Origin of the sequence: Lentzea sp. DG1S-22, from assembly GCF_036321065.1 — a bacterium.
GTDB classification, from domain to species: Bacteria; Actinomycetota; Actinomycetes; order Mycobacteriales; family Pseudonocardiaceae; genus Lentzea; species Lentzea jiangxiensis.
On the sequence record NZ_CP143276.1, the window covers coordinates 2,223,742 to 2,237,334 of the forward strand.

2 protein-coding genes are annotated in these 13,593 nt (G+C 73.5%); both read right to left on the minus strand.

Annotated elements, in window-relative coordinates; translation table 11 throughout:
- Positions 1–11: 11 nt before the first annotated feature.
- Positions 12–1,748, minus strand: a complete 1,737-nt coding sequence (locus V1227_RS09800) for a non-ribosomal peptide synthetase (RefSeq protein ID WP_329792189.1) — start codon at positions 1,746–1,748, stop codon at positions 12–14.
- Positions 1,727–13,579: an amino acid adenylation domain-containing protein gene (locus V1227_RS09805; RefSeq protein WP_442916525.1), complete on the minus strand. Its 11,853-nt coding sequence runs from the start codon at positions 13,577–13,579 to the stop codon at positions 1,727–1,729. Before V1227_RS09805 ends, V1227_RS09800 begins: the two co-directional genes overlap by 22 nt.
- Positions 13,580–13,593: the final 14 nt, after the last annotated feature.

A 13,593-nucleotide genomic window follows, 5' to 3' on the forward strand; every position in this document is an offset into this window, starting at 1 on the left:
GTGGTGTCTCCTCACAGTTCCTGGGTGGCGCCGTCTTCGAGGGCGAGGCGTTCGAGCTCGAGCAGGATCTTCTCCTCGACCAGTCCCGCGAGGTCGGCGACCGTGCGGGCGGTGAGGACGTCGTGCGGGGTCAGCGGCACGTCGAAGGCCGCACGGCAGCGGGACGTGACGAGCAGGCTGCGCATGGAGTCGCCGCCGAGTGCGATGAAGTCGTCCTCGGCGCCGACGCGCTCCACGCCCAGCACCTCGGCCCAGATCGCGGCCATGACCTCCTCGGTCTCGGTCCTGGGCGCCACGTACCGGGCGGCGGGCGCGGTCACCGACGGTTCGGGCAGCGCGGCGCGGTCGACCTTCCCGTTGGCGCTCAACGGCAACGCGTCGAGCACGACGAACACCGAGGGCACCATGTAGTCGGGCAGGGACCGTCCCGCGAACTCCGCCAGCTCCGCCGGTTCCGGCGCGCGAGCCGGGTCGGCGGGCACCAGGTAGGCCACGAGCCGCTTGCCGCCGAGGTCGTCCTCGCGGACCACCACGACCAGCCCGCCCACGCCGGGATGCCGTGCCAGCACCGCCTCGACCTCACCGAGCTCGATGCGGAAGCCGCGCAGCTTCACCTGGTCGTCGGCGCGGCCGGCGAACTCCAGCACGCCACCGGGCAGCCACCGCACGACGTCGCCGGTGCGGTACATCCGCTCCCCCGGCGTTCCGAACGGGCAGGCGACGAACCTGGAGGCCGTGAGGCCGGGCCGGTCGAGGTAGCCGCGGGCCAGACCGGCACCCGCGAGGTAGAGCTCGCCCGGCACCCCGATCGGCACCGGGCGCAGCCGGTCGTCCAGCACGTACGTGCCCATGCCGTCGAGCGCGGAGCCGATCGGCACCGTGTCCGGCACGTCGTCCTGGCCGGTCATCCGGTACGAGGTGGCGAACGTCGTGGTCTCGGTCGGTCCGTACCCGTCGACCACCACGAGACCGGGACAGGCCGCCAGCACCCGGCGGACCGCGGCGGCGGGCACGACGTCACCGCCGGTCCACACCTCGCTCACGCCCGCCAGGCAGTCCGGCGAGTCCTGCGCCAGCACGCGGAACAGGCCCGCGGTCAGCCAGAGCGCCGTCACGCCGTGCGTGGTGACCAGCTCGCGCAACGCGGCCGCGTCGAGGTCCTCCGGCGGCGCGACGACCACCCGGCCGCCCCGCAGCAGCGGCACCCACAGCTCGTAGGTGGACGCGTCGAACGCCAGCGGCGAGTGCAGGAGCACGCTCCGGTGGGCCGGGCCGTCGAACCGGGAGTCCAGTGCCAGCGCGGCGACGTCCCGGTGCCGCACCGCGACACCCTTGGGCGTGCCGGTCGAGCCCGAGGTGAACTCCACGTAGGCGAGTCCGTCCGGGTGCGCGGTGACCACAGGCCGATCGACCGTCGTCGACCCGTCGGGGACCACGACGTGGCCGTCGAACGGAACGTCCGCGTCGGTGATCAGCACCCGGCTCCCGGCCTGCTCCAGCACCAGCCGCCGGCGCTCCTGCGGCGCCCGGCTGTCCAGCGGCAGGTACGCGCCTCCCGCCTTGAGCACGGCGAGCACCGCCACCACGACGTCGGCGGATCGGCGCAGCAGCACGCCGACGCGTTCCTCTGGCCGCACGCCGAGCGAGGTCAGCCGATGCGCCAACCGGTTCGCGCGAGCGTCCAGTTCGGCGTAGGTGAGCGACGTGTCGCCGGCGACCACGGCCGTCACGTCGGGAGTCCGGTCCACCTGTGCGGCGAACAGCTCCGCGACGGTCGCGTGGGGAACGCTGATCTCCCCCGCTCCGGGAGGACGAGCCGCCGCTCGGCCTCGCCGAGGACGTCGACCTCGCCCACCGCCCGATCGGGATCGGCGGCCAGGCCGAGCAGCGCCGTGGCGAGGTGGCCGGCGACGCGCTCGACCGTGGCGGGGTCGAACAGCGCCGGGTCGTAGCTCAGCCGGAACTCCAGCTCCTCGCCGGGGCGAACTCCCACGCTCAGCGGGTAGTTGGTCGTCTCCACGGCGTCCAGGTCGCGGACGGTGACGCCGTGGGTGGCGACCTCGTCAACCGGGTAGTTCTCGAACACCACGATGCTGCTGAACAGCTCCGTGCCGCTCCAGGACTGCAGGTCCGCGAGCGACACGTGCTCGAACCGCCGGGCCTCGGCCTGCTCGGTCTGCAGGCGCCTCAACCACGCCGCGACCGGCTCGTCCTCCGCGATCGCCGTCCGCACCGGCAGGGTGTTGATGAACATGCCGGTGATGGCGTCCGCGCCGGTCAGCTCGACCGGGCGGCCGGACACGGTGGAACCGAAGCACACGTCGGTCTGCCCGCTGTAGCGCGACAGCAGCAGCGCCCACGCGCCCTGCACCACGGCGTTGAGCGTCAACCCGTTGCGCTGGGCGAAGTCGCGCAAGCCGGCGCCGGGCAGCTTCATCGTGGTCCACGCGGCCGAACGGGTGGCGTGACCCGGTTCGGCGGGCCGGTCGAGCGGCAGCGGCGTGGGAGCCTCGAACCCGCGCAGCGCCTGCCGCCAGTGCGCTTCCGCCTCGGCCGGGTCCTGTGTGGACAGCCAGCGCAGGTAGTCGCCGAACGGGCGGCGGGACGGGAGCTCGGGTTCGCGCCCGGCGGTGAAGGCCGCGTAGCAGGTGATCACGTCGTTGAGCACCTGGAACGTGCTCCAGCCGTCGAGCAGCACGTGGTGGAACGTCCACCCGACCCGCACGGCCGTGTCGGACTCGCGCGTCAGCTCCAGCCGCATCAACGGCGCGGTGCCGAGGTCGAGTTCGCCGTCGCCACCCGGCAGGCCGACCTCGCGGCAGACCACCTGCACCGGCCGGTCGACGCCCTCCCACACGACGCGGCTGCGCAGGATCGGCGTGCGTGCCACCACCTCGCGCCACGCACGCTCCAGCGCCTCGACGTCCGTGACGCCGTCGAGGACGAAGGAGAGCCGTTCGGTGTAAAGGCCTTCGTGACCGTGGGACAGGCTGTGGAACACCATGCCCGCCTGCATCGGCGTCAGCGGGTAGACGTCCTCGACGTCACGGCCGTTCCCGACGATCCGGTCCACCGCGGCCTGGTCCAAGCCCGCCAGCGGGAAGTCCGACGGCGTCCGGCCACCCGCACCCGGCTCGGCGCAGTGCGTCACGACCTCCCGCAACGCCGACGTCATCGCCTCGGCCAAGGTCCGCACGGTCGCCTCGTCGTGCACCTCGTCGCTGTAGTACCAGGTGAGCTGGAGCCGCTTGTCCTGAACCGCACCGACGACGTCGAGCAGGTGGTGCCGAGGCGTGTCGGGCGCGGCGTCCGCACCCAGTCCGCCGATCGTGCGGAACGCTTCGCCGCCCGCGGCACCGTCGAACTGCCCGAGGTAGTTGAACGCGACAGCCGGCTGCACTCCGCCGTACCGCGCGCCGTGGCCGATGCCACGCCGGGGCACCGCGCGCAGCCGTTCCTTGGTCGCCTTCAGCACCTCGCCCCAGTCCCCCGTCGGCACGTCGAGCGCCACCGGGAACACCGAGGTGAACCAGCCGACCGTGCGGGACAGGTCGACGCCGTCGAGGAAGTCGCCGTCGCGGCCGTGGCCCTCCAGGTCGACCAGCACCCGGTCCCGGCCCGTCCACCCCGCCAGCACCCGTCCCAACGCGCTGAGCAGCACGTCGTTGACCTGCGTGCGGTACACGGCGGGCACGTCCTGCAACAGCGCCCTGGTCAGGCCGGCGTCCAGCTCGACCGTGACACCGCGCACGGAACCGGTGGTGCCGGTGCCCTGGCGGTCGACGGGCACGCCGGGGTCACCGGTCACGCCCGCCCAGTGGTCGCCCTCGTCGTCGAAGCCGCCGCCGTCGGTGTACTCGGCGAGGCGCAGCGCCCACTCGCGGAACGACGTCGTCTTGGCCGCGAGGACGACCTCCTCACCGCGCCGGGCTTGGAGGTAGGCGGTTTCCAGGTCCTCCAGCAGGACCCGCCACGACACCCCGTCGACGACCAGGTGGTGCGCGGTGAGCCGCAGCGTGCGGGACGTGAGTGCGGCGCGCAGCAGCGGTCCGCGGCTCAGGTCGAACCCGGAGTCCACTTCGGACAGCACGTCGGCGGGTCCGACCGGCGGGTTGTGCTGCCGCCACCCGGACTCCGTGCGCTCGAACCGCATCCGCAACGCGTCGTGGTGCTCCACCAGACCCGCCAGTGCCTTGCGCAACGCCGCCGCGTCGACCTCGTCGGTGAACTCGACCTCCACGAACTGGTCGAAGTGCTCGGGATGCGGCGGTGCGGTGTCGAGGAACCAGCGCTGGATCGGGGTCAGCGGAACCTCGCCGGCCACCGGCCCCTGCGGTACACCGGCCGCGGTTTCGGCAGCGGGCACGGCCGCCGCGAGCGCGGCCACCGTGGGGTGGGTGAACAGGTCCCGCGGCGCGAGGCCGTACCCCGCCTGCCGGGCACGCGACACGACCTGGATGCTGATGATCGAGTCACCGCCCAGTTCGAAGAAGTCGTCCTCGACGCCGACCCGCTCGAGTCCCAGCACCTGCGCCCAGATGTCCGCGAGCACGCGCTCGGCCTCCGTGCGCGGCTCTACGTGCCGGGCACCGGTCGTCTCCCACTCCGGCGCGGGCAGCGCCCTGCGGTCGAGCTTCCCGTTGCCGGTCAGCGGAAGGCGGTCCAGGTGCACGAACGCCGATGGCACCATGTGGTCGGGCAGCGTCCGCGCCAGGAACGCGCGCAGGTCGGCGCTCCGGCCGCCCACGACGTAGCCGACGATGACGTTGCGCCCGGCGTGCTCGCGGACCTCGGCGACGGCGGCGGTCACGTCCTCGTGCGCTTCGAGCGCGGCCTCGACCTCCCCCAGCTCGATGCGGAAGCCGCGGATCTTGACCTGGTGGTCGGCGCGGCCGAGGTAGTCGAGCCGGCCGTCCTTCCAGCGCGCCAGGTCACCCGTGCGGTACATGCGGGAGCCGGGTGCGCCGAACGGGTCGGCGACGAACCGGGACGCGGTCAGGCCCGGCCGGTTGAGGTACCCGCGGGCCAGCCCGGCGCCGGCGACGTGCATCTCGCCGACGACGCCGGGCGGCACCGGCCGCAGGTCCTCGTCGAGGACGTACACGCGCAGGTCCGGGATGGGTTCGCCGACGGTGCCGTCGGCGGGCGTCCACGTGACGTGCACGGTGGTCTCGGTGATGCCGTACATGTTGATCAGCTCGCCGGGACCGGTCCAAGCCGCCAGCTTGCGCACGTCCAGCGCCTCACCGCCGAAGACCACGTACCGCAGGGAGAGGTCGCGCGGTTGTTCGGCGATCAGCTGGTAGAACGCCGACGGCGTCTGGTTGAGCACCGTGACCCGTTCCCGCGCCAGCAGGTCGGCGAACTCGCGCGGCGAGCGCGACACCTCGTGCGGCACGACCACGAGCCGACCGCCGTGCAGCAGCGGACCCCAGAGCTCCCACACGGAGAAGTCGAAGGCGTAGCTGTGGAACAGGGTCCACACGTCGTCGGCACCGAACCCGAACCAGGCGTCGGTGGCCGAGAACAGCCGGGCCACGTTGGCGTGCGGCACGACGACGCCCTTGGGCCTGCCGGTGGAACCGGAGGTGTAGATGACGTACGCGGGGTTCTCCGGCCGCAGCACCACTTCCGGTGCCGTGGAGGGCATGCCGGACAGCTCCGGCAGCTCGGTCAGCACGGCCACCGGCCGGGTGTCCTCGACCATCCCCGCGATCCGGTCCTCCGGGTAGGAGGGGTCGATCGGCAGGTAGGCCGCGCCGGACTTGAGCACGCCCAGCACCGCCACGACCAGGTCGGTGGACCGCGGCAGCCGCAGCGCGACGTACTCCTCCGGTCCGGCACCGCGTTCGACCAGCAGGTGCGCCAGCCGGTTGGCGCGGGCGTCGAGCTCGGCGTAGGTCAGGTGCTCGCCCTCGCAGGTGACCGCGACGGCGTCCGGGGTGCGCGCGGCCTGCTCGGCGAACAACCGGGGCAGCGTCGCCACCGGGAAGTCCCCGCCGGTCGGGTTCCACTCGACCAGCACCTGTTCGCGTTCGGCGTCGTCGAGCAGCCGCAGCTCGCCCATCGGCAGCGCGGGGTCCACCAGCACGTCGTCCAGCAGCATCCGCAGGTGCCGGCCGAGCCGCCGCACCGTGGCCTCGTCGAACAGCGCCGGGTCGTGGTCGAGCTCGACCACGAGACGCGGTCCGGGCGACACCACGACCGTGAGGGCGTAGTTGGTGGGCTCGTGCGCGTGCACGTCGTGCAGCCGCAGGCCGTGCGCGGCCATGGCGTCCTCGTCGAACGGGTAGTTCTCGAACACCACGATGCTGTCGAAGAGGTTCGCGCCACCGGGCAGGGCGCTCCACCCGCGCAGCCGCGACAGGGGCACGTGCTCGAAGCGCCGCGCCTCCGCCTGGTCGGCCTGCAGCTCCCGCAGCCACGACAGCTGGTCCCGCCCGCGGTCGACGGCGACCCTGGTGGGCACGGTGTTGATGAACATGCCCACCGTCGACTCCACGCCCGGCAGGTCGGCGGGACGACCGGACACGGTGGTGCCGAACACGACGTCGGACGTGCCGGCGTAGCGGGCCAGCAGCACCGCCCACGCGCCCTGCACCACCGTGTTCACGGTCAGGCCGTGCCGCTGCGCCGCTTCGCGCAGCCGCTGGGTGCTCTCGGCGGTCAGCTCGAAGCGGACGGTGCCACCGGACTGCGCGCGGTGCGCGTCGACCGGGCGGCGGTCGAACGGCAGTGGCGTGGTCTCGCCGAAGCCGTCGAGCACGCGCCGCCAGTACCGCTCGGCCTGCTCGCCGTCCTGCCGGTCGAGCCAGTGCAGGTACTCGCGGAACGGCGGGCGGGCCGTGGTGGGTCCCGGGGTGCCGCGGGTGATGGCCGCGTGGTGCTCGCAGACCTCGGTGAACAGCTGGGCGGCGCTCCACCCGTCGAGCAGGACGTGGTGGAACGTCCACAGCACCAGCACCTCGTCGTGCGCCAGGCGGGCGATCGCCACCCTCATGAGCGGTGCGGTGGTGAGGTCCACCCCGGCCGCGCGGTCGCTCTCCAGCAGCGCGCGCAGCTGCTCGTCCTCGTCGAGGCCGCTCCAGTCGAGGTGGGTGATCGGCAGGGTGACGTCGGGGCGCACGAGCTGCAGCGGTTCCGCGAGCCCGTCCCAGACGACCTCGCTGCGCAGCACGGCGTTGCGGTCCACGACGCGTTGCCAGGCCTCGCCCAGCACCAGCGGGTCGGTCACGCCGGAGAGCCGGAAGCGGACCTGGTTGAAGTACGCACCGGAGGTCGTGCCGTCGACCAGGCCGTGGAAGACCATGCCCGCCTGCATCGGCGTCAGCGGGTAGACGTCCTCCACGTCACGGCCGTCACCGGCCAGCCGGGCCACCGCGGCCTGGTCCAGCCGCGCCAGCGGGAAGTCCGACGGTGTCCTGCCGCCCGCGCCCGGCCGGGCGCAGTGGGCCACGACCTCCCGCAGGGCGGCGACCATCGCCTCGGCCAAGCCCTGCACAGTCCGCCGGTCGTGCACCCGGTCGCTGAAGTACCAGGTGAGGTCGAGGCAGCCGTGCTCGACCGCGCCGACGACGTCGAGCAGGTGCGGGCGCGGGGCCTCCGGCGCGCTGTCGAGCTCCAGGCTGCCGCGCACGGCGTGCAGCACGCCGCCCTCCACGGCGGACCAGTCGAGGCGGCCGAGGTAGTTGAAGCTGATCTGCGGTCCGCCGGTGCCGGGGTCGTGCAGGGCGCCGTACCCGATCCCCTTGCGCGGCACCGCGCGCAGCTGTTCCTTGACGGACTTGAGGACCGTTCCCCAGTCTCCGCCGGGCACGTCCAGCGCGACCGGGAAGATCGAGGTGAACCAGCCGACCGTGCGGGAGAGGTCGACTCCGTCGAGCACGTCCTCGCGTCCGTGGCCCTCGAGGTCCACGGGCACCCGCGTGCGGCCGGTCCAGTCGGCCAGCACCCGGCCGAGCGCGCTCAGCAGCACGTCGTTGACCTGGGTGCGGTACGCGCCGGGCACGTCCTGCAACAGCGCCCTGGTGGTCTCCGCGTCGAGCCGGACCGAGACGGCCTCGGTCGACCCGGCGGTGTTGGGACCGTCGTGGTCGACGGGCAGGGACGGGTCCACCGAGGCGGTCGCCGCCCAGTGGTCGCGCTCGTCGTCGAAACCGCCGTCGGCGGTGTGCCGGGTGAGCCGGTGCGCCCAGTCCCTGAACGACGTCGTCTTCGCGGCCAGCCGGACGGGCTCGCCGCGCACCGCCTGGTCGTAGGCGGTGACGAGGTCCTCCAGCAGGACGCGCCACGACACGCCGTCCACGACGAGGTGGTGGATCGTCAAGCGCAGCAACGGGTTCCGCAGCTCGGCGTGCAGCAGCGGCCCGGTCGCGAGGTCGAACCCCGGGCACGGGCTCGTGCTGAGCAGCTCGGCCGGCTCGACCGGCGCGTTGTGCTGCCGCCACCCGGACTCCGTGCGCTCGAACCGCATCCGCAACGCGTCGTGGTGTTCCACCAGCGCGGCGAGTGCCGTGCGCAGGGCGTCGACGTCCACATCGGACGCCAGCTCCACCGTCAGCACCTGGTCGAAGTGCTCGGGGTGGCCGGGGTTCGTGGCGAACAGCCACCGCTGCACCGGCGTGAGCGGCACGTCGCCCGCCACCCGGCCCTGGTCGGCCTCGGCGGGTCCGGCGACGGCCGCCACGGCCGCGAGCGCCGCCACGGTGGGGTGCCGGAACAGGTCGCCGGGGCTGAGCGCCAGCCCGGCCTGCCGGGCGCGCGACACCACCTGGATGCTGAGGATGGAGTCGCCGCCCAGCTCGAAGAAGTTGTCGGCGGCGCCCACGCGCTCGACGCCGAGCAGCTGCGCCCAGATCCCTGCCAGCACGGCTTCCGGTCCGTCGGCGGGCGCGACGTGCGCGGTGGTGGTGGCCCACACCGGCTCGGGAAGGGCGCGGCGGTCGACCTTGCCGCTCGCGTTGAGCGGCAGCGCGTCCACGACGACGAAGGCCGACGGCACGAGGTAGTCCGGCAACGTGCGGCCGAGGAACTCCCTCAGCGACGCCGCGTCCGGAGCGGTGCCGGGCGCGGTCAGGTAGGCGACCAGCCGCTTGCGGCCGGTGTCGTCGGCGCGCACGACCGTCACCGACCCGGCGACGGCGGGGTGTGCGGACAGGGCGGTGTCGACCTCGCCCGGTTCGACGCGGAACCCGCGGATCTTGACCTGGTCGTCGGTGCGGCCGACGAACTCCACCGTGCCGTCGGCCCGCCACCGCACCAGGTCGCCCGTGCGGTACATCCGCTCCCCCGGCGCGCCGAACGGGTCGGCGACGAACCGGGACGCGGTGAGCCCCGGTCGGCCCGCGTAGCCGCGCGCCAGGCCCGAACCGGCGATGAACAGCTCGCCCGGCACACCGATCGGGGTGGGCGACAGGGTGCCGTCGAGCACGCGCAGGCGCATCCCGTCGAGCGGGCGGCCGATGGGCACCAGGTCGCCGACCGCGCCGGCGTCGGTCATGCGGTGCGAGGTGGCGAAGGTGGTGGTCTCGGTCGGGCCGTAGCCGTCGACGACGGCGATGCCGGGGCACGCGCGCAGCACCCGCCGGACCGCCGGTGCGGGGACGACGTCACCACCGGTCCACACCTCGTGCAGCCCGCTCAGGCACTCAGGGTCGTCCTGCGCGATGACGCGGAACAGGCCCGCGGTCAGCCACAGGCCGGTCAGCCCGTGCCGGGTGACCAGGTCGCGGATTCCGTCGGCGTCCAGGTCTCCCGGCGGGGCGACCACGACGGTGCCGCCGTTCAGCAGCGGCACCCACAGCTCGTAGGTGGTGGCGTCGAACGCCGGAGCGGAGTGCAGCAGGACCCGGTCGTGCGCCCCGCCCGCGAACCGCCTGTCCCGTGCCAGGTCGGTCACGTCGCGGTGCCGCACGGCGACACCCTTGGGCACGCCCGTGGACCCCGAGGTGTGCATGACGTAGGCCAGCTGGTCCGGGTGCACCACGACGTCCGGCGTCGTGGCCGGTTCGCCGGTCAGGTCTTCGCCGCCCAGCACGACGACGCGTCCGTCGTGGCTCTCGCGCACGGTCGCGAGCCACGTGTGGTCGGTGAGGACGACCCCGGCACCGCATCCCTCCAGCAGCACGGCCAGCCGCTCGGCGGGCGCCCTGGTGTCGAGCGGGACGTACGCGCCGCCCGCCTTGGCCACCGCCAGTTCGGCGGTCACGAGGTCGGTCGAGCGGCTCAGCAGCAGAGCCACGGGTTCCTCGGCGCGCAGTCCGCGGCGCAGCAGGTGGTGCGCCAGGCGGTTGGCCCGCTCGTCCAGCTCGGTGTAGGTCAGCGAGGTGCTGCCGGCGACCACGGCCTCGGCGTCGGGTGTGCGGAGGACCTGCTCGGTGAACAGAGCGGTGACCGTGGTCGGCGGTTCGCGCCGGGCGGTGTCGTTGAACGCTTCCAGCACCTGGTGGCGTTCGTCCTGCCCGAGCAGGGGCAGCTCGCCCAGGCGCACGCCGGGGGTGATGCCCTCCAGCAGGGCCCTGAGGTGGCCGGCCATCCGCTGGATCGTGGCGGCGTCCCACAGGTCGGTGTTGTACTCGACGGACAGGTCCAGCGAGCCGTTGCGCGGCCAGAACTCCACCAGCAGCTCGAACCGCGCCCGCGGCCGCGGCAGGTGGTGCTCGGTGACGTCGAGCGCCTCGACCGTCCTGGGGCGCACCATCTCCTGCTGCAGCACGACGATCGCCTGGACCAGCGGGGTGCGGCTGGGGTCCCGGTCCGGGCGCAGCTCGTCGACGAGCCGGTCGAACGGGACCTCGTCGTGGGCGAACGCGTCGAGCACGGTGTCCTTGACGTCGGCCAGGAACCGCTCGAACGGCACCTCCGGGTCCACTGTGGACCGCAGGACGAGGGTGTTGACGAAGAACCCGACGAGGTCGTCGAGCTCCGGCCTGCCACGTCCGGCGGACGCGGTGCCCACGGCCACGTCGCGGCGGCCGGTGTAGCGGGCCAGGAGCAGCTGCACGGCCGCCGCCAGCGTGGTGAACAGGGTGGTGCCGCCGTCCCTGCTGACGTCGGACAGGCGCTGCACCAGCTCGCGCGGCAGGGCCTCGCGGTGCACCGCGCCCGCCGTGGTGCGCTGCGCGGGGCGGGGCCGGTCGGTGGGCAGGTCGAGCGGTTCGAGGCCGTCGAGGACGCGCCGCCAGTGCTCGATCTCCTCCGCCGCGGAGGGGTCGTCGAGGCGGCGTCGCTGCCACGCCGCGAAGTCGCCGTAGCGCACGGGAAGCGGCTTGAGGTCGGCTGTCGTTCTTCGGGCGGCGGACCGGTACAGCTCGAGCAGGTCGTCGACCTGGAGCCGGACCGACCAGCCGTCGGTGACGACGTGGTGCTGGTCGAGCAGCAGCACGTGGTCCTGCTCGGCCAGCCTGGCCAGCACGGCGCGCACCAGTGGGCCGGTGCCGAGGTCGAACGGTGTGGTCAGCTCCTCCGCGCACAACCGGTCCAGCGCGTCGTCCTGGTTCGCGGCGGCGGAAAGGTCCTCCACCCGCAGCGGCACCGCGGCGCGGGCGGCGACCACCTGCACGCCTTGACCGTCGACCTCGGCGAAGGTGGTGCGCATGGTCTCGTGCCGCTCGGCCAGTCCGTCCAGCGCGGCCCGCAGGGCGTCGAGGTCGAGCGGACCGCGCAACCGCAGAGCGACACCGGTGTTGTAGTCGGTGGCGGCGGGGTCGAGCTGGTGCTGCAACCACAACCGCCGCTGTGCCGGGGAAAGCGGCAGGACATCGCCGTGCCGTACGGGAGTGATCCGGTCGTCCGCCGCGATGGGCAGGCGGTCGGCCAGCAGGCCGGCGAGGCCGGCCACGGTCCGCGCGCCCATCAGGTCCCCGGTCGACAACGGCACGTCGAGCGCCGTGCGCAGCCGTGACACCACGCGCAGGGCCTGGATCGAGTCGCCGCCCAGGGACAGGAAGTCGTCCTGCGCGCCGACCAGTCCGGGGTCGATCCCGAGCACGTCCGCCCAGGCCTGCGCGATGGCGCGTTCGGCGGGAGTGCGGGGTGCCACGTGCCCGGCCCGCCGGTCGAGGCCCCAGTCGGGTGCGGGCAGCGCCTTGCGGTCGACTTTCCCGTTGCTGTTGAGCGGAAGGCGGTCCAACGCCACGAACGCCGACGGCACCATGTAGTCCGGCAGCGAGCGCAGGAGGAGCGCGCGCAGTTCTTCCTCGGACGGTGCGGCCGTGGACACCACGTACGCGACCAGGCGCTTGACCCCGTTGTGGTCCACCCGCGCCTGCACCGCGGCCTGCACGACCTCGGGGTGCTTGGCCAGCACGGCCTCGACCTCGGCGGTCTCCACGCGGAAACCGCGGATCTTGACCTGCTCGTCGACGCGGCCGACGAAGTCGACGGTGCCCTCCGGCGTCCACCGGACCAGGTCGCCGGTGCGGTACACGCGGTCACCGGGTGCACCGGACGGGTCGGCCAGGAAGCGGTCCGCGGTGAGGCCCGGGCGGTGGAGGTAGCCGCGGGCGAGTCCGGCGCCCGCGATGAACAGCTCACCGGTCTCCCCGTCGGGGACGGGGTTCAGGTCCTCGTCGAGCACGTGCAGGCGCATGCCGTCCAGTGCCGTGCCGATGGGCAGGACGTCGGGCACCGCTTCGAGATCGGGCAGGGGGTGGCAGGTGGCGAACGTGGTCGTCTCGGTGGGGCCGTAGACGTCCACGACGGTGGTGCCGGGGCACGCCCGCAGCACCCGCCGCACCGCCGCGGCCGGCACGACGTCACCGCCGGTCCACACCTCGCGCAGTCCCGCCAGGCAGGCGGGGTCGTCCTGCGCCAGCACGCGGAACAGACCCGAGGTCACGAAGAGCCCGGTCACGCCGTGCTCGCTGATCGCCTTCCGCAGGACCTGCCCGTCCACGTCGCCGGGAGGAGCGATCACGGCGGTGCCGCCGCTCAGCAGCGGTACCCACAGCTCGTAGGTCGACGCGTCGAACGCCATCGGTGAGTGCACCAGCACGCGGTCGTGCGCGCCGCCGGTGAACCGCTCGTCGCGCACCAGGTCCACCACGTCGCGGTGGCGCGCCGCCACGCCTTTCGGCAACCCCGTGGACCCCGAGGTGAACACGACGTACGCCAGGTTGTCCGGGTGTACCGGCACCTCGGGTGCGGACTCCCCCTCGTCGCTCACGACGAGCACGTGGCCGCCGTGCACACGCTCCGCCACGCTCTTCCACGTCTCGTCGGTCAGCAGCACCGAGACCCCCGCCTCGGCCAGCACGGTCGCCATCCGCTCGTCGGGCGCGCGAGCGTCGAGCGGCACGTACGCGCCCCCGGCTTTGAGCACGGCGAGCAGACCGGCCACGAGACCGGCCGACCGCTCCACGAGCACACCGACCGGCTGTTCGGGCCGGACTCCCAGCCGCACCAGGGATCCCGCGAGCCGGTCCGAGCGTGCGTCCAGTTCCGCGTAGGTGTACTCGCCGTCGTCGGCGACCACCGCCACCGCGGCGGGAGTGCGCCGGACCTGCTCGGTGAACAGGCCGACCACCGTGTCCCGCTGCTCCGCGCGGAAAGGACCACCGGCTGACGTGGTGGCGGGCACTGTGTCGTGGAGCG